Origin of the sequence: Coprococcus sp. AF16-22, from assembly GCF_003461545.1 — a bacterium.
Lineage (GTDB): Bacteria > Bacillota > Clostridia > Lachnospirales > Lachnospiraceae > Coprococcus > Coprococcus aceti.
In genome coordinates, this window is the sequence record NZ_QTXH01000002.1 from 318,892 (window position 1) to 337,388 (window position 18,497).

19 protein-coding genes are annotated in these 18,497 nt (G+C 46.5%); 18 read left to right on the forward strand and 1 reads right to left on the reverse strand.

Features of this window, described 5'->3' with window-relative positions; genetic code table 11:
* The 7 genes from DWW60_RS04055 (at position 1) to DWW60_RS04085 (ending at position 7,827) form a co-directional block, all read left to right on the forward strand.
* The gene (locus DWW60_RS04055) at positions 1 to 1,026 is read left to right on the forward strand and encodes an ABC transporter ATP-binding protein (RefSeq protein WP_117874428.1); all 1,026 of its coding nucleotides are present in this window, start codon (positions 1 to 3) and stop codon (positions 1,024 to 1,026) included.
* A 4-nt stretch (positions 1,027 to 1,030) separates the two neighbouring features.
* Positions 1,031 to 2,014: an ABC transporter ATP-binding protein gene (locus DWW60_RS04060; RefSeq protein ID WP_015534632.1), complete on the forward strand. Its 984-nt coding sequence runs from the start codon at positions 1,031 to 1,033 to the stop codon at positions 2,012 to 2,014.
* A gap of 22 nt (positions 2,015 to 2,036) precedes the next feature.
* On the forward strand, positions 2,037 to 3,731 hold the full coding sequence (locus tag DWW60_RS04065; protein ID WP_117874429.1) for an ammonium transporter: 1,695 nt from the start codon (positions 2,037 to 2,039) through the stop codon (positions 3,729 to 3,731).
* Positions 3,732 to 3,747: 16 nt separating this feature from the next.
* Positions 3,748 to 4,677: a choline kinase family protein gene (locus DWW60_RS04070; RefSeq protein ID WP_055145103.1), complete on the forward strand. Its 930-nt coding sequence runs from the start codon at positions 3,748 to 3,750 to the stop codon at positions 4,675 to 4,677.
* A 51-nt stretch (positions 4,678 to 4,728) separates the two neighbouring features.
* Positions 4,729 to 5,964 (forward strand): M20 family metallopeptidase, encoded by a 1,236-nt coding sequence (locus DWW60_RS04075; RefSeq protein WP_158565873.1) that lies wholly within the window; start codon positions 4,729 to 4,731, stop codon positions 5,962 to 5,964.
* Between the two features lie 91 nt (positions 5,965 to 6,055).
* Positions 6,056 to 6,820, forward strand: coding sequence for a DeoR/GlpR family DNA-binding transcription regulator (locus tag DWW60_RS04080; protein ID WP_117874431.1), 765 nt, complete (start codon positions 6,056 to 6,058; stop codon positions 6,818 to 6,820).
* Positions 6,821 to 6,936: 116 nt separating this feature from the next.
* Positions 6,937 to 7,827: a hypothetical protein gene (locus DWW60_RS04085; RefSeq protein ID WP_055145109.1), complete on the forward strand. Its 891-nt coding sequence runs from the start codon at positions 6,937 to 6,939 to the stop codon at positions 7,825 to 7,827.
* Positions 7,828 to 7,864: 37 nt separating this feature from the next.
* Here DWW60_RS04085 and DWW60_RS04090 read toward each other — a convergent pair whose 3' ends face one another.
* Positions 7,865 to 8,611: a helix-turn-helix domain-containing protein gene (locus DWW60_RS04090; protein WP_015534638.1), complete on the reverse strand. Its 747-nt coding sequence runs from the start codon at positions 8,609 to 8,611 to the stop codon at positions 7,865 to 7,867.
* Positions 8,612 to 9,449: 838 nt separating this feature from the next.
* Between DWW60_RS04090 and DWW60_RS04095 the strand changes: the two genes are divergently transcribed.
* The 11 genes from DWW60_RS04095 to DWW60_RS04145 all read left to right on the forward strand — a co-directional run bounded on the left by DWW60_RS04095 (position 9,450) and on the right by DWW60_RS04145 (position 18,470).
* A complete protein-coding gene (locus tag DWW60_RS04095; protein WP_117874432.1) occupies positions 9,450 to 9,923 on the forward strand; it encodes an HAD domain-containing protein in 474 nt (157 codons plus the stop codon).
* 272 nt (positions 9,924 to 10,195) lie between these two features.
* Positions 10,196 to 10,873, forward strand: a complete 678-nt coding sequence (locus DWW60_RS04100; RefSeq protein WP_071849465.1) for a F0F1 ATP synthase subunit A — start codon at positions 10,196 to 10,198, stop codon at positions 10,871 to 10,873.
* Positions 10,874 to 10,917: 44 nt separating this feature from the next.
* Complete coding sequence (gene atpE / locus DWW60_RS04105; RefSeq protein ID WP_004852001.1) at positions 10,918 to 11,142, forward strand: ATP synthase F0 subunit C; 225 nt, start codon at positions 10,918 to 10,920, stop codon at positions 11,140 to 11,142.
* Between the two features lie 103 nt (positions 11,143 to 11,245).
* A complete protein-coding gene (gene atpF, locus DWW60_RS04110) occupies positions 11,246 to 11,752 on the forward strand; it encodes a F0F1 ATP synthase subunit B (protein ID WP_022216974.1) in 507 nt (168 codons plus the stop codon).
* Positions 11,733 to 12,248: an ATP synthase F1 subunit delta gene (gene atpH, locus DWW60_RS04115; RefSeq protein WP_055145112.1), complete on the forward strand. Its 516-nt coding sequence runs from the start codon at positions 11,733 to 11,735 to the stop codon at positions 12,246 to 12,248. The genes atpF and atpH overlap by 20 nt, the downstream gene beginning before the upstream one ends.
* 4 nt (positions 12,249 to 12,252) lie before the next feature.
* Complete coding sequence (gene atpA, locus DWW60_RS04120) at positions 12,253 to 13,755, forward strand: F0F1 ATP synthase subunit alpha (RefSeq protein WP_022216972.1); 1,503 nt, start codon at positions 12,253 to 12,255, stop codon at positions 13,753 to 13,755.
* A gap of 41 nt (positions 13,756 to 13,796) precedes the next feature.
* The gene (gene atpG, locus DWW60_RS04125) at positions 13,797 to 14,681 is read left to right on the forward strand and encodes an ATP synthase F1 subunit gamma (protein WP_117874433.1); all 885 of its coding nucleotides are present in this window, start codon (positions 13,797 to 13,799) and stop codon (positions 14,679 to 14,681) included.
* Positions 14,682 to 14,718: 37 nt separating this feature from the next.
* Positions 14,719 to 16,107, forward strand: coding sequence for a F0F1 ATP synthase subunit beta (gene atpD / locus DWW60_RS04130; RefSeq protein ID WP_022216970.1), 1,389 nt, complete (start codon positions 14,719 to 14,721; stop codon positions 16,105 to 16,107).
* 13 nt (positions 16,108 to 16,120) lie between these two features.
* Complete coding sequence (atpC, locus tag DWW60_RS04135; RefSeq protein ID WP_022216969.1) at positions 16,121 to 16,525, forward strand: ATP synthase F1 subunit epsilon; 405 nt, start codon at positions 16,121 to 16,123, stop codon at positions 16,523 to 16,525.
* A 441-nt stretch (positions 16,526 to 16,966) separates the two neighbouring features.
* Positions 16,967 to 17,692, forward strand: coding sequence for a lysophospholipid acyltransferase family protein (locus DWW60_RS04140; RefSeq protein ID WP_022216968.1), 726 nt, complete (start codon positions 16,967 to 16,969; stop codon positions 17,690 to 17,692).
* A gap of 151 nt (positions 17,693 to 17,843) precedes the next feature.
* Positions 17,844 to 18,470 carry a hypothetical protein gene (locus tag DWW60_RS04145; protein WP_015534642.1) on the forward strand — a complete coding sequence of 209 codons (627 nt, stop codon included), beginning with the start codon at positions 17,844 to 17,846 and terminating at the stop codon, positions 18,468 to 18,470.
* Positions 18,471 to 18,497: the final 27 nt, after the last annotated feature.

The window sequence follows — 18,497 nt, forward strand, 5'->3', positions numbered from 1 at the left end:
ATGGATAATAATACAGAAAAAGATACAGATGTGATCCTTGAGGTAAAGGATTTAAAGACCTATTTCAAGACCGGTCCGCACAAAGTCGTGAAAGCAGTTGAGGGAGTCAACTTCTCACTGCGGAAGGGCAAGGTGCTTGGAATAATAGGAGAGAGTGGTTCCGGCAAGAGCGTGACGGCGAGATCGATACTGAGGATCGTGGAATCTCCGGGTTACATAGCAGGCGGCGAGATCAGGTTCAAAGGTCAGGATATACTGAAGCTCCCGGAGAAGGAGATGAAGAGCATCCGTGGAAATGAGATCTCCATGATATTCCAGGATCCTACTACATCGTTCAATCCCTACATGACAATTGGAGCACAGCTTGCCGAGGCCTATAACGCACATACCCCATCGGGTTCAGAAAAGGCAAAACAGGAGATAATGAGAGTTCTCAAGCTTGTCGGAATAACCAACGGCGAGGAGGTCATAAAGAAATACCCGTGTGAGTTCTCAGCGGGTTTCAGACAGAGGATATTCATAGCGATGTCAATGATATTGTACCCGGATCTGCTCATAGCGGACGAGCCTACAACAAGTCTTGGAATCACCATTCAGGCGGAGATCATCGAAGCCCTCAGTGAGGTGCAGAAGCAGACCGGCATCTCCATCATGATAATCACCCACGACTTTGGCGTGGTGTCCCAGTTCTCAGACGACATATTTGTCATGTATGCGGGAAGATGTGTGGAGTCGGCATCCAAGAAGGATCTGCTCAGAAATCCAAAGCATCCTTATACGGTTGGACTTATCCGTTCTGTTCCGCTTCTCGAGGCTCGTAAGACGAAGAGACTGAAATCCATTCCGGGATTCCCGCCGGATATGTCAAATGTCCCGGAGGGATGTCCATTTGCTTCCCGTTGTGAATATGCGAAAGATATATGTCATAAAGAGGTGCCGGCACTGAAACCGGTTGGAGAGGGACATATGTGTGCCTGCCATTTCCTACTGGATTATGACATTAACGAAGATACAGAATTGGGGTGATCATATGAAGGATATAGTATTATCTTGCGATAATCTGCTGAAGCAGTATCCGGTGAAAAAGGGAATGTTCAACAAGGTTGTCGGACAGAAGAACATAGTCGACCATGTCTCGCTGGAGCTGGAAAAGGGCAAGACACTTGCGATCGTCGGAGAGTCGGGCTGTGGCAAGACGGTGCTGACGAGAGTCCTGCTGGGAATTGAGGACAAGACGGACGGAAGTATCGTATTTGAAGGAAAATCCGTGGACGATATGACGCCCCAGGAAAAGAGCGATATGAAGGCAAAGATACAGATGATCTTTCAGGACACTCTGGGATCGCTGCATCCGAGAATGAGTATCCGTGAATCACTTGAGGAGCCATTGATCCTGAATGGAGTGAAGGACAAGGAGGAGAGGGAGAAGATCATTCTGGACACACTTTCACAGGTCGGAATGGCACCGATGTTCCTTGACAGATACCCGCATCAGTTATCCGGTGGACAGAGACAGAGGATAATCATAGCGCGGTGTCTGGTCGTCACACCGAAGATCATATTTGCCGATGAGCCTATATCGGCACTGGACGTGTCATTGCAGGCACAGGTCATAAATATGCTGATGGATCTGCAGGACAAATATAAGTTGTCCATGCTGCTGATCGCCCACGATCTGGCTGTGGTGAGACAGATCGCGGATCAGATAAAGATCATGTATTTCGGAGAGATAGTCGAGAGTGCACCGAGCAGCGAGATATACAAGAATGCGCAGCACCCATATACAAAGGTTCTGCTCAAGGCGGCTCCGAGTATAAGCAAGGGACTTGAGGATGCGGGCTTTGACATAGACCTTAAGCCAGGTGATATACCTGATCCGGCAAAGCCGATGCCGGGATGTCCGTTCTGTACACGCTGTATATATGCGGATGAACGTTGCATGAAAGAGCGCCCGGAGGAGACAGAGGTATCACCGGGACATACGGTTCGCTGTCACAAGGCAGGACAGATATAACAGAGATTAAGGAGGAATCGTGATGGAATATAGTGCAGTCAGTACGATATGGATTATGGTAGGAACGGTACTCATTTTCTTCATGCAGGCGGGCTTTGCGATGCTTGAGACCGGCATGACGAGGGTAAAAAATGCAGGAAATATCGCCATGAAGAATCTGGTTGACTATTGTATCGGTTCGGTGACGTTCTGGTTGATAGGATTCGGAATTATGTATGGCGGCGATGGAGCTGTACTGGGTAAGATCAAAGGTGTGGCAATGGAATCGGTATATGGAGGCGGCATGCTTCCTGACGGGATCCCATTCTGGGCATTCCTGATATTTCAGACAGTATTCGCTGCGACGGCGGCGACCATCGTGTCGGGTGCCATGGCGGCGAGAACTAAATTTGCAGCATATTGTATCTATAGTCTGATGATAAGTCTGGTGATCTATCCTATATCGGGACACTGGATATGGGGAGACGGCTGGCTGGCACAGCTCGGATTCCATGATCTTGCCGGATCCACAGTTGTACATATGGTGGGCGGTGCCGCTGCATTTGCAGGAGCGTGGATGCTCGGCCCGCGTATCGGAAAGTATTCAAGAAGCGGAAAGTCGAAGAAGATACCGGGACACAGCATGCCGCTGTCAGTGCTTGGAATATTTATCCTGTGGTTTGGCTGGTTCGGCTTCAACGGAAGCTCGGTTCTGCCACTGACAGGAGATACGGTGTCGATAGTTGGCAAGGTGTTCTGTAACACCAATCTATCCGCTGCGGCTGGAGCAGTCACAGCGATGTGTATAAGCTGGGCGTGGAAGAAGAAGCCAGATATCGCCATGACACTCAACGGCGCTCTGGCAGGCCTGGTTTCTATCACTGCGGGAGCCGACGTTATAAGTACACCACTTGCGGTGTTGGTCGGAATCGTGGCCGGAGCGATAGTAGTTGGGGGAATGCATTTCATAGAGAACGTGGTAAAGATAGATGATCCTGTGGGAGCCATCGCGGCACACGGATTCGGTGGCCTGTGGGGAACTGTAGCGGTTGGATTGTTCTCAGATGGAACCGCTACAAAGACAAAGGGCCTGCTGCTCGGCGGTGGTGGCTACCAGTGCGGAATCCAGATCCTTGGCGGAATAGTTGTGTTCCTGTATGTATTTGCAGCTTCGGCACTACTGTTCAAGATCGTTCAGAAGACCATCGGCCTTCGTGTATCGGCTGAGGATGAGATGGATGGACTGGATATCAGTGAGCACGGATTTTCAAATACTTACACAGAGGTGCTGTCCTCAGACGGAATAAGCGCGCCTATGATGAATGTGCCTAAGATCGATGGCAAGGCATTTGACAGCCCAGAAAATGCGGAGAATCTTAACATATCCAAGGTGGTCATCATAGCGAGAAAGAATAAGCTTGACGCACTGCTTCACGCCATGAATGACATAAATGTAACTGGAGTTACGATCACGGATGTGACCGGATATGGTATACAGAAGGGAAATAATGACAAATATTACCGCAGCTCGGATGCGGATCTGAACCTGCTTCCTAAGGTGAAGGTCGAGGTCATAGTCAGCACTGTACCTGTGTCCAGGGTTGTGGAAACTGCGGAGAAGGTGCTGTACTCCGGCAACTATGGCGATGGCAAGATATTCGTATACGATGTGAAAAATGTTGTGAAGGTTAGAACCGGAGAGGTTGGAAGAGAAGCATTGATTGATGAGAGCAAGTAGGAGAGGAGGCTTTTTTATGCGCAAGACAACAATTGATGAGGCGATCGCAAGGGTCGATGACTGGAAGGGCAAGGAGATCAGTTACAAGCCCGTTTCAGGAGGAATAACGAATCCGAATTTCAAAGTGGATGTGGAGGGAGAGCATTTCTTCCTCAAGATACCGGGAGCCGGCACGGATTACATAAACCGTGAAGTATGCCATGAGGCAAATGTGATCGCGGACGAGAGCAAGGCAGGCCCAAGAGTCTATTATTATTTCGAGGATACAGGTGTTGAGATATTCCAGTGGCTTGACGGCTACCGCCAGGTGACATTTGGCGATGTGTATGACAAAGATATATTCCAGTCGATATTCGAGAGGATCAGGGACTTCCACCATCTCGAAACAAAGCCGCTGAACCTGAAGCAGAGCATATTTGAACAGGCGTGGGATATGAACGCAAGGGCGAAGAAGGGCGGCTATATATCACCGTTTAATGACAAGATGGAGTATCTGCTCTCTGCTATTGAGAAGGCGCTGGCGGGCAGTGAGGAGCTGTGTCCGTGCCACAATGATTTCTGGACAAACAACCTGATGTACAACGAGGAGACAAATGATCTGAAGATCATAGATTATGAGTATGCGTCCATGAATGATCCTTATGTGGATCTGGGTCTGATATCTGCTGTGAACTATTTCACCGAGGATATGGACGTGGAGATGATGAAGATATACGGCGGAGGCAAGGTTGATGAGAGAGCCTTTGCTAGAATGAAGCTGAACAAGATAGCCTGCGATATCAAGTGGGCGTATTGGGCACTGTATCAGGCGGCCAGCTCCAACGTGGAGTTTGATTACATGAACTGGTATGGACAGAAGATGGCGAGACTGCAGCATTTCTGGCTCGATTCAAGGCTGGATTACTGGCTCGACGTTGCGAGGGAGAAGAGTACCCGTATCAGTTGATGATCAGCAGATCGTATTATGAAACCGGTTCAGGAAAGGGAGATGTATAGCATGAAGGATTATTATAAGAATATGGAAGATTCATGGGTAGAATTTGTCAGTAAGAATATACGCGCACAGGCATATTCCGGGGAGGAGAAAGCCACCTCGGAGGTGTTTATGCAGGCCATGGAGGAGCTTGGTATTGAGCATTTCCGCGATGAGTGCGGCAACGTGGTCGGAGTCATCCGCGGAGAGGGTGACGGTCCAAACGTGCTTCTGACTGGACATATGGATGTTGTGCCTGAGGGAAGCATAGATGCATGGAGTCCGTATTCGCCATTTGAGCCGAAGGTGGAGGATGGAAAGTTATACGGCAGAGGCATAAGCGATATGCTTGCTGGCCTGACTTCGGAATTCTTTGCATTTATGGAGATCAAAAAGCTGGTGGATGCCGGGGCGAAGATATCGGGCAATCTTATATTTGCTGCAGTCGTCTATGAGGAGCCGGCGGAGAGTATCGGAACGATTTATCTTATGGAGCACACTCTTCCGGAGCACGGCCTTGATGTTGACCTGTGCTATCTGGGGGAGCCGTCAGACGGCAATCTTGCCATCGGACAGCGAGGCAAGATCGAGCTTGTCATAGAGGTGTACGGTAAGGTGGCGCACTCGTCCGCTCCGCAGGAGGGCATAAATGCTGTTGAGAAAGCGCTCCCTATAATGGATGCGATCATGCATAACTTTGGCAGTGAACCGCTCGTACATGAGATGGGTAAGACGTCCATGGTCATCACTGATGTGGTGGTAACACCGGGACAGAAGTATTCCTGTGTGCCGGACTATTGTGAGATCACAGTGGATCAGAGATATGTGCCACCTATGACCATAGAGGATACGGTGAGCAGGGTTCAGAAATTCCTGGATGAGCAGAAGAAAAAGGATCCTGAGCTCAGAGCTGTCGTTCATCCGAGAATGAATAAGAGGACGTGTTACACTGGTTATGAGGCGGAGGCGGCAAAGCAGCATCCGGCGTGGGTGACCGGCAAGGATAATGAGTATGTCGAGCTGACATACAGGACGCTTAAGGAGCTTGGTCAGGATGTTGAGAAGATATACTGGCAGTTTGGAACCGACGGAAGCGTTATATGCGGCAAATACAACATACCGACTATAGGATATTCGGGTGCGATGATGAGTCAGGCGCATCAGGCACAGGAGCATGTGGAGATCGACAGGATCCTCGACTGTATAGAGGGATATACTGCGGTTCTCTGCAGGCTGTATGGACTGGATATGTCGGAATAAAGGTTTACACGGCACCGCTTATTTTGATACAATCATGTTGCAGGTCAGAAAACATAGGGCTCAGTTTATAAGGAAATAAGGGAGGGGACAGATGTTAGCAGATCAGCGTAAACAGATAATATTGGATCAGGTAAATCTTAATCATTCGGTTACTGTTGCCAGACTGGTTGAGCTGCTGGGCGTGTCGACCGAGACGGTGAGACGTGATCTTGAGGATCTTGAAAATAACAACATGCTCACGAGGGTACACGGCGGTGCGGTTTCTGTGAAGAAGAGATACCGGTTTGAGGATATGGATGTCAGGGGCACATCCAATATGGAACTCAAGGAGCAGATAGCCAGGAAAGCGCTTGAGTATGTGAAGGATGGAGACACCATAGCGATAGATTCAGGCAGCACGGCGTCGTTGTTCGCCATGGCACTGAAGGCGCGCAATTTTGACTCACTATCCGTCATAACCTATTCCTCGGAGGTGTTCTCCATATTATCGGAATGTGGAAATTACAGGATAACCCTGCTGGGCGGTGAATATCTCCCGAAGGAGAAGTTGTTTTATGGCTTCCTGACACATGAGGCGATGCAGAAACTGTATTTTTCAAAGGCATTTGTAGTACCTTCGGCACTTTCGGTCGAGGATGGCGCACATGATTTTATAAGGGAGACCTATGAGAATCAGTGCATGCTGATAGGCCATGCTAGCGAGGTATTTCTGCTGGCGGACAGCACGAAATTCGAGACAAAGGGAGATTTCAAGCTCAGTGATCTCCAGCCGGAATTCACCATCATAACCGACGATAAGCTTCCGGAGTCCGTATACAATATGTATAGAGAGCACAAGCTGAACGTGGTAAGTTGATGACAGTCAAAAAAGTGTCTGTTTGCCTCTCTTTGGGTGTACAGAAGATCGATAAAATAGTATAATAAATGTGCTATATAAAAGATTGGACGGACAACTAAAGGAGGGTTATGGTTATGTACGAGAACAAGGATATGCTCAGTTGGCTTGGCTATTTTGCAGACATGATGAAGGTCAGTCCTGAGAAGATAAAGATGCTGAATATATGCGGAAAACAGAAGAACGTTGTTCCGACTATAGACACACACAAGAGAGTTCTTATATTTGCAGATCAGAGTCATGAGGATCTGTTGTACACGCTTTGGGAGAAGGGCTTTGGCGAGTATGACATGTGGTATGCAGAGGGTGTGGAGCCCGGCGGCGAGGTTCATCATGACAAGCTGGAGAAGGTGCTGAACAGGAAGATAACAGGGCCAACAGTTATATTCATCATGAATGAGAAGACAAGGGAATCCGTCAGATACGGAATTGCAAATGATTTCTTCTCGGCTGGAACAGTACACTATGTCGGCAAGGAGATAAGAGCAGTCATCATGAGTCTGCTGGATGTGGATACGCATGACACCATCTTGGCACTCCAGGCCGAGAGTATAGTCATTGAGGCTGCGATCGTGGCAAGCGAGGGCAACATTATAGCCGTTGAGCCGGACGAGGGTTCGAGAAGATCCATGGAGGAGAATGTTGACAAGTTCGGAGTACATAATGTACAGATAATCCCAGACATGAGCGAGGAGACTCTGGCAGCCATACCTGTTCCGAGACTGGCATTCATAGTTGCAAATCATTATCTGGAGTCAGATATGGAGAGACTGCTCAAGATCAATCCGAATATGCAGTTTGTCATATACACACTTGATCTTGGAATACTTGCACAGGCAAAGCTCATATTTGATAAGCTCGGAATAAAGAATATGGAGGCTATTCAGATATCTGTATCCAAAACCAACAAGGACAACATGTTCGTTACCCAGCCGTCACCATGGCTTATCACCGGTGGAGCAGAGTAATCGACATCATAATATTTATATATAAGAAAAACCGCCTTTATGTAATAGGCGGTTTTCTTGTGTCTTCCAGACGGACGATTCCGAGGATCGTTCCCAGACAAATGATATCACTTGTGAGATACAGGGATCTATCACATCTGCTGACAGCTTCAAGGTATGGTGAGCCATCCTTTTCTGTATATTTTCTGATCATCTCGACTCCATTCTCGTTCAGGAATAACGCAATATCTCCGAAATGAGGAAAGTTTTGTTCCACGGCTATAATATCATCCTTAATATAGATAGGATGGAGCATATTAGTCGTGAGCCTCAGACAATAATCTGCATTTGGAAAATAATCGGCGGGTATCTCTATAAATTCTGTCGCGTGTGTTGAGTAGTCTGAATTGGAAGCAAGCGTGTGAGTTGAGGAAATACACGGAATCCTGCGCGTTTTGGCGCGGTACGCATCCGCTGAAGGAAGCTTCTTCTGCATGTGATCTTCAGAGTCCGCCATTAGCATGACCATCCGCTTGCCGTGGATGTTGAGTGTTCTGTATTTTTGCAGGAGATACAATTCCTCGTCCGTAAGGCTGCGCCTATGGAGAAATCCATCCATGGTACATCCAAGTGCGTCTGCGATGGATATCATAAGCTGTATTCCCGGGCTCTTGGTCTTGCCGCTCCTGATGGCTTTTATCGTATCCTCAGAGACATCTGTCAACTCAGCTAACTGACTGATCGTAACCCCGCGTTCAGCCATGACTTCCCTGAGTCTTTTCCCTATATCGTATTGTTGCTGCATGTAATTCACCTCAGTAACATTATATAATAGAAGAAACAGGCTTGTCCAGTTGAAAAGTGTAAGAATATACACTTTTGCGATTTGTGTATGCGCAGGAAAGTGTATGAACTGCTCTTTAATATGAAATTAAATATGATATAATGAATTTATCTGTTACATCGAGAGATGACAAGGGGGTCATTTTCTACAATAGTCTGTCACAATGGGGGTGACGGATTACGGCAGAGGGAACAAGGCTATCACGTGTCGAGCGTTAGGGCGTCGAACACGAGATAGCCTTTTTTCGTGGGGGGCGAAGGACGGACGGCTGGGTATTCTTCCGCGGGGCGGGTATATCATCTGCTATATATGTGGTATCACGCTCTACTTCCTTCGCTTCGGCTTAGCTTCTATATGCACTCGTTTCCGGCCGCGATAAGGGCGATGCGGCTTCCAACTCGGCAAGAAGCACCGAAGCTCAGTCGTATTCGCTACCGATACCACATATATAGCAGATGATATACAGCCGCGGAAGAATACCCAGCCTGTTTCTGGCGGAAGGGTGATGGGAGTGGCGAATTTTACTTTGATGATTTGGAAGAAAAGCTAATTATAAACGAAATGTTAAAATTATAAAAAAAGTATAAACTGGTGATACACTAGGTTTTATGCGGGCTTCTTGGGAAAACTGTGACAAAAAACTGTTTTTGTTACGAAAAATAATACAAAAATAAAAAATGATTAAAATTTGACTATAAGGGCAAATAAATGACTTTAAATTTGTTTTGAATGGTGATAAAATACGCAAGCAAGGAGCGAGAGTAGCTTTTTAGAAAAAAAGATAGGGGAGTATGACCGTATGAATGTAGTATTTTTTGATGTAGACGGCGTACTGAATTCGGAGAAATTTCTGTGTGAGAAGCATGGGGAGTTTATCAATCCTAAGAATGTGGCTAACCTCAAGATGGTTGTGGATGCCACAGGAGCGAAGCTGGTCATGACAAGTGACTGGAGAAAACAGGTGATTGATAAGGATATCAGTAAGGCACACGTAAGGGAACTGATAGACAGACTTGCGGATGCTGGAATGGAAGTATATGGGGCAACTTCTTCAGGGGATGAGCTCAGAAACAAGTACGGGGATTATACCAGAGCATGTGCAGTCAAGGATTATGTGACTGCGAATTCCGTAGAGGGATATGTCATACTGGATGATATGGATATGGACTGGGAGGCTCATGAACTCGATTCTCACTGGATCAACACAGAGAACGTACTTGTGGGGCTGTCTGAGGCAGATGCCAGGAATGCTATTTCTATAATAAACAAATAATAAATGAGAGAAGAAATAGTGTTTTGACATATAGATGGTTGCGAAATAAGTAATTGAGAATGTGCCTGAGCTGTTTAGCTTTACCCACTCAGGGATATACGAAGCCGCCGGTCCTTAGATGGCGCGTTAGCGGCATCTTAGTACCGCAGCAGGCTGAGTTAAGCGGGAGCGCTCCCTGATGGGTATGCTAAAGCAGCTCAGACACTAGGATATTTGAATTTTCGCAAACACCTGATAGAAAACAGTGTGAAAGGAAGTGATGTCTTACGGATCTGGCAGAAGAGTTATCCAATGAACTCCAATGCAAAACAGTATTTACAATACCAATATTTGGTGGAATACCGGTAACGGAATCTGTGGTGGTAACATGGATCATTATGGCAGTGCTTGTGCTGTTGTCGATTATCCTTGTAAGGAATCTCAAAGTTGAGAATCCGGGTAAGAAACAGCTTGTGCTGGAGACCATAATAACTACTTTTAACAACCTGTTCAAAGGTGTTATCGGAGAGGCGGGCATGAAGTATGTTCCGTATCTGATAACGGTTATTCTGTACATCGGCATGGCCAACATCATGGGTGTATTTGGCTTTAAACCACCAACAAAGGATCTGAATGTGACAGCCTCACTGGCCATCATGAGTATCATACTCGTACAGGTGGCAGGAATACGAGGAAAGGGGACAAAAGGCTGGGTCAAGAGTTTTGCAGAGCCGGTAGCAATAGTTGCACCGCTTAATGTACTTGAGCTTGTCATCAAGCCGCTGTCGCTGTGTATGCGACTTTTTGGTAATGTTCTCGGAGCATTCGTCATCATGAAGCTGATAGAGGCAGTAGTTCCACTCATTGTCCCTATCCCACTCAGCCTGTACTTTGATTTCTTTGATGGATTTTTACAGGCATTTGTATTTACTTTCCTGACTACGCTTTACATGCAGGAAGCGATGGAGTAAAGATTATCTGATTTTAAAAATGAAAATAAGAAGGAGAAAATGATATGAACGGATTATTAGCAATTGGAGCAGGTATAGCAGCATTAGTAGGACTTGGCGCAGGACTTGGAATCGGTCTTGCAACATCAAAGGCAGTTGAGGCTGTAGCTAGACAGCCGGAGGCGGACGGAAAGATCACAAAGCTTCTTATCATCGGTTGTGCCCTTGCAGAGGCAACAGCTATCTACGGTTTCGTAATCGGACTTCTTGCAATCATTCTTCTTAAGTAATCAGATTTTTGGTCAGATGGATATTTTAATAGAAATATCTGATAGAAATCTGGAATTGCAGAAGAGATGCGGATAATAGAAACAGAAAGATAGGAGTGGCTATATGATTGATATAGAATTTTCTACAATAGCATTCACCATTATCAACTTAATAGTTCTGTTTCTTCTTTTGAAGAAGTTCTTGATAGGACCGCTCAACGATGTCATCAAGAAGAGAGAAGATATGATCGCTGGCACCATATCGGATGCCAACAATCAGAAGGCTGAAGCAATGAAACTCAAGTCTCAGTATGAGGATACCCTTGCAGGGGTTGATGCTGAGTGTAGGGATCTCCGTGAGAAATCCCGTGTGGAGGCCCAGAATGAGTACAGCCGTATCATAGATCAGGCTGATGCAAAGTCAGTCAAGATGATAAAGGATGCGGAGAAGACCATAGAGATCAAGCAGAACAAGGCACTTTCTGATATGCAGTCACAGATCGCAGAGCTTGCAATGGCAGCAGCCGGCAAGATCGTGGGCGGTGAAGGTGATGCGGAATCAGCAGGAGCTGCCATGTATGACGAGTTTTTGAATGAAGTAGGTGATTCAGGTGACACAGAAGGCAATTAATTACGGAATTGTCCTCTATCAGCTTGGAATCAGTCAGGACATGGTGGAGGAGATAAAGGCGCTTGTGGATGGTAGTCCGGAGCTGGTATATGCACTGGCAGATCCGGTGGTCAGCCACGCGGACAAGCGCAAGGTCGTTGACAGGGTATTTGACAGATTTGGCAATAAGGATCTGGTAAATTTCATGAAGACCCTGTGTGACAACGATGGATTTGACATGATACATGACATATTTGACGAGTATGAGAAGTATGCCAGAGAGCAGCAGGATATCCTTTCGGCAACTCTCTATTATGTCACACCGCCAACTGATAAGCAGAAGGCAGGTATCGAGAACTTCCTTATGAAAGAGTATGGAAGCAAGGCGGTACAGCTTTCTATGGTGGAGAAAAAAGAATTGATAGGTGGATTTGTCATAAGAACGGGAGACCGCGAGTACGACAGAAGCATTCTGGGCAGGTACAAATCCCTTAGACAGAAACTGGTTATGAGGTGATAAATTGAGTTCAATTAGTTCAGAGGATATTATTTCTATACTCAAAGAAGAGATAGAGAATTATGATTTTGACTCCAGGGACAAAGAAGTCGGTAAGGTCATCTATGTAGGTGATGGAATCGTAACCGTATACGGTATAGACAATGCCATGTACGGCGAGATCGTTGTTTTTGAGAATGGTGTCAAAGGTATGGTTCAGGATATCAGAAGAACAGAGATAGGATGTATTCTGTTCGGTCGTGATACAGGAATCAAAGAAGGAACAAAGGTCAGCAGAACGGGAAAGCGTGCAGGCATCCCTGTAGGCGATGCATTTATCGGACGTATAGTTGATGCCCTTGGAGCACCTATAGATGGAAAGGGCAGCATAGAGTCAACGGATTATCGTCCAATAGAGAATCCGGCTCCAAGCATAGTTGATCGTAAGTCGGTCAACCAGCCGCTTCAGACAGGAATCCTCTCGATAGATGCCATGTTCCCAATCGGAAGAGGACAGAGAGAGCTGATCATAGGAGACAGACAGACAGGTAAGACATCCATAGCGATAGATACCATTCTGAATCAGAAGGGCAAGGATGTCATCTGTGTATATGTGGCTATAGGCCAGAAGGCTTCAACAATAGCCAAGGTTGTAAATAACCTGAACAAATATGATGCCATGGACTACACGATAGTCGTTGCATCTACAGCAAGTGATTCAGCACCACTTCAGTATATTGCGCCTTATTCAGGTACAGCGATCGCTGAGTATTTCATGCATAAGGGCAAGGATGTGCTGATCGTGTATGATGATCTGTCAAAGCACGCTGTTGCTTACAGAACATTGTCACTGCTTCTCGGACGTTCACCAGGACGTGAGGCATATCCTGGAGATGTATTCTATCTCCATTCAAGACTTCTTGAGAGATCAAGTAAGCTTAAGGATGAGCTGGGAGGAGGCTCCATCACAGCCCTTCCTATTATCGAGACACAGGCAGGCGATGTATCTGCTTATATACCTACAAATGTTATATCTATCACAGATGGACAGATATTCCTCGAGAGCGATCTGTTCTTCTCAGGTATGAGACCTGCTGTCAACGTCGGTCTGTCGGTATCACGAGTTGGTGGTGCAGCGCAGACAAAGGCGATGAAGAAGGCCGCAGGAAGTATCCGTATCGATCTGGCACAGTACAGAGAGATGGAGGTGTTCACACAGTTCAGTTCAGATCTTGATGAGAATACCAAGGAACAGCTTCAGTACGGCAAGGGACTTATGGAGCTTTTAAAGCAGCCTCTGTGTAATCCGCTGTCAATGGCCGAGGAGGTTATCATTCTGGTAGCAGCTACCAATAAGGTATTCCTTCCAGTTGAGGTTTCAGAGGTCAAGAAGAAGAAACTTGAGATGCTTGAATACTTCCACAGTGCCCATAAGGATATCGTGGATGAGATCGAGGAGAAGCAGGTGCTTACCGATGAGCTGAAGGACAAGATAGTCGCAGCCGCTAAGGAGTTTATCGAGAGATAGATCTCAGGAGAAATAAGAAGATTCGTTGAGAGGTGATTTGATTGGCAAATACCAAAGAAATCCAGAATAGAATAAAGAGTATCAAGGATACTCAGAAGATCACCAATGCAATGTATATGATCTCATCTTCCAAGCTTAAAAAGGCGAGGACAGATCTTGAGAACACGGAGCCTTACTTCTACACACTTCAGGTTGCTCTTGCCAGAATGCTCAGACATGTTCCTGAGATGGAGCATCTGTACTTCGACAGCAGAGAGGGAATCAAGGAAGAGGACAGAAGGCGAGGTTATCTGGTCATTACCGCCGACAAAGGTATGGCTGGTGCCTACAACCACAATGTAATCAAGATCGCTGAGCAGGAGCTTGCAACCCACCCAAACAGTGAGCTGTATGTAGTCGGCCAGGTGGGAAGACACTACTTCGCCAAGAAGGGAGTGCCTATAGATATACATTTCCAGTATACAGCGCAGAATCCTAGTCTTCACAGAGCCAGAGTCATAGCGGACAAGATGCTTGAGAACTATGAGAATGGCGATATAGATGAGGTATACATCATATATACCAACATGAAGAGCAGTGTGGTCGTTGAACCGCAGATGATACAGCTCCTCCCTATGAAGAGGACTGACTTCGCAGGCGTTCCTGCGGATGTGTTCCACGAGGAGATTACCATGGAGCCTTCACCGAAGGCAGTGCTTGACCGAATCGTACCAAACTGTGTCATGGGATATATATACGGCGCTCTGGTAGAGTCCTTCTGCAGTGAGCAGAACAGCCGAATGATGGCGATGGACTCAGCCACAAAGAGTGCCAAGGAGATGCTGGATGATCTCAATATCAAATACAACAGAGCAAGGCAGGCAGCCATAACGCAGGAGATCACAGAGATCGCGGGCGGCGCCAGAGCTCAGAGAGACAGGAGCTAATAAGCTCAATAAATAATTGTAAAGGAGGTCTGATGTTTTGAAAAATGGTAAGATAGTACAGGTCATGGGACCTGTCGTAGACGTAGAATTTCCAGACAACGATCTGCCATACATCAAGGATGCTCTTGAAGTAGATAATCATGGAAAAAAATGTGTTATGGAAGTAGCACAGCACGTAGGAAATAATACAGTAAGATGTATCATGCTGTCCGCCAGCGAGGGACTTTCAAGAGATATGGAAGTCGTTGCGACCGGATCAGGAATCAAAGTTCCAGTAGGGAATCAGACACTTGGACGTCTGTTCAACGTGCTTGGTGAGACAATAGATGGCAAGGAGGATCTCTCAGACACAGAGCACTGGGTAATCCACAGAGAGCCGCCAACATTTGAGAATCAGAGTCCTGTCATCGAGATACTTGAGACAGGAATCAAGGTCATAGATCTTCTTGCACCTTACTCAAAGGGTGGTAAGATCGGTCTGTTCGGCGGTGCCGGAGTTGGTAAGACAGTCCTTATCCAGGAGCTTATCCAGAATATCGCATCCGTACATGGTGGATACTCAATATTCACTGGTGTTGGAGAGCGTTCAAGAGAGGGAAATGATCTGTGGACAGAGATGAGCGAGTCAGGCGTTATCGACAAGACCGCCCTGGTGTTCGGACAGATGAATGAGCCACCTGGAGCCAGAATGAGAGTTGCAGAGACAGGACTTACAATGGCAGAGTATTTCCGTGATGTAAATCATCAGGATGTGCTTCTGTTCATCGACAATATATTCAGATTTACACAGGCAGGTTCAGAGGTTTCATCACTTCTCGGACGTATGCCATCAGCCGTTGGTTATCAGCCAACACTTGCAAATGAGATGGGTGAGCTTCAGGAGCGAATCGCATCTACCAAGGAAGGATCAGTCACGTCAGTCCAGGCCGTATATGTGCCAGCCGATGACCTTACAGATCCTGCCCCAGCCACAACATTTGCGCATCTGGATGCAAATACAGTTCTTTCAAGAAAGATCGTTGAGCAGGGTATCTATCCGGCAGTAGATCCGCTGGAGTCAAGCTCACGAATTCTTGAGGCTGATATAGTCGGCGAGGAGCATTATAATGTTGCAAGACGTGTACAGGAGATACTTCAGAAGTACAAGGAGCTGCAGGATATCATCGCAATCCTCGGTATGGAGGAGCTGTCAGATGAGGATAAGCTTACAGTTACCAGAGCCAGAAAGGTTCAGAGATTCCTGTCACAGCCATTCCATGTTGCTGAGAACTTCACAGGTATTCCTGGAAAGTATGTAAGTCTCAAGGATACGATCAAGGGCTTCAAGATGATCGTTGACGGTGAGATGGACGAGTATCCTGAGTGGGCATTCTTCAATGTAGGTACTATAGAGGAAGTAAAGGAAAAGGCCGAGAAGGGCCAGTAAAGGAAGTGCATAGATGAATACATTTTATCTGAGAGTTATTTCCAGTAATAAGATATTCTTCGACGGCCGGGCAGAGAAAATAGTTCTTCCACTTGAAGATGGAGAGAAAGCGGTTCTTGCACATCACGAGAACATGGTCATAGCCACCAGCATAGGCGAGATCAGGATTACCACCAGCAAGGGTGAGCAGGTAGTCGGTGTTGTCGGTGAGGGCTTTGTTCAGATAGTAAATAACCGAGTTGTCCTTATCGTGGATTCCGCAGAGAAGCCGGAGGATATCGACAGGGTCAGAGCCAAGGAGGCAAAGATCAGAGCGGAAGAGAGACTCAGACAGAAAGAGAGTCTGAAGGAATACAAGCAGAGCGAGGCATCACTTGCCCGTGCACTCACAAGACTCAAAGTAACAGAAAAGATATAGTGCGCAAAAGGAAAAACAAGCGGTTATGCGAAGTGAAACGAGCATGACCATTTGATTTTCCTTTGCGCTTATAACGAGAAGTCGTTCGGCGTAAGCCGAACATAGAGCGCGTCAGCGCGGGACTTCGAGTCTAGAAGAATTCCGTCAGTCGAAAGATGCAGCGGGACGAAGACAGAGCGCGTCAGCGCGGGACTTCGAGTCTATTATAAAAGGCAGTGCCAGCAGCGGGACGATGAAACCGATGTGGCGTTGCCTTTTTATGTGCAGACACAATAGATAAAATGTTACTTGACAACTTTTGCCTTTACTGAGAAAATTACTAGATAGTATATGGTGAATTGTATATACAGTGAACTATGTATATAAAAGTTTATGAAAAAGAGGACGTGTGCATGTATATGCACACATTTTTGAGTTAAAGGTATTTGGTTAGAGGTATTTATGTTAAGATTTATTTGGGTAATAGTTTCGTGCTTGTTTCTGATCATGTACTATGTGCCAAAGATGTCGTATTATGCTAGGCACCCGGAAAAATATGGTGAGGATATATGTTATCAGATGGCACAGGTTATGTGCAATCATGTGAGACGTCGTGCTTTTATCAAGACGGTTGCCACGGGTATGGAGAACCTTCCTAAGGAGGGCGGATATATAATGTATGCCAATCATCAGGGTAAGTATGATGTACTGGGAGTTATAGTTTCCCATGACAAACCGATTACGTATGTCATGGATGCCAAGAGGTCGAAGCTGTTCATAGCAGATCAGCTTACGGATCTTGTGAAGGCACAGAGACTTGACAAGGAAGACATAAAGCAGCAGGTACAGGTTATAAACGATGTATCCACGGAGATCAAGGCGGGAAGGAGATATATTTTATTCCCGGAGGGAGGATACGATCACAGTCACAATGAGCTCAAGGAGTTCATGCCGGGAAGCTTCAAGATCGCCAAGAAGGCGAAGTGTCCTATCGTTCCAGTCGTGCTGTATGATTCCTTCAAGCCATTTGAGGGATGGTCACTGAGGCGTGTGACGACACAGCTTGCATTTCTGGAGCCGATCCCATATGAGGTTATAGCGGATAAGACGACCACAGAGATCAGGGATATGGTCGTTGACAAGATCCAGAGGAAGCTTGATACGATGGAGACAATGAATTGTTGGTAACGATATATGGATAATTATTCTGAACGGGCAGGTCATGTTGATGATCTGCCCGTTCGGGGGTTACGGAAGCTAGGTGTTGACTATATCAAATCAGGTGAATACAATATAAAAGGGTATTTAACCACAAAAACAAGGATTGGGAAGTAGAGATATGGGACAGAGTAAAGAGAGAAACAGTAATGAAAAAAGCGGATTCCTCAAGAAGCTTATAATAGTTCTGGCAGTGGCGATCGTGGTAGTATTTGCGGTATTTTATGTGATCTATTACAGATTTTCATATCAGGCGGACAAGCTGGCAAAGGAGACCGCCCGCATATACGCATTTGGCGATGGCGGAGAGATGGCTGACATGATAGCCCCGGGATACGTGAAGAAGTTTGAGGATTCGTCAAAGGTTTTGTCGGTGAGTGATATACAGGACATATATATAAACAAGTTCAGAGCGTATACAGATGAGCAGGTCGGGGATATAGATACGATCGAGTGCAAGGTCACCGATATACAGGCGGTGAGCAATATAGAGGATGTGCAGCAGCAATTTGCGGACAACGGAGTTAAGGGCGTGTCCCAGTACAGAAGTGTGGAAGCTGACTGGATAGTGACAGGCAAGGATGGCGGCGAGGTCACGGTACACGTTCAGGAATGTATGTTGAAGTGCGACGATGGCTGGTATGTGGACTATGTCCGTATGCCGGATGAAATAGACAGCATGAGTACGCCGGTCGATTCCGGGGATGCTGACAGTGAGGAGACAACAGAGGCGGAGATCACTGAATAATATTGTGTGTATAAGATTGGAAGGGCA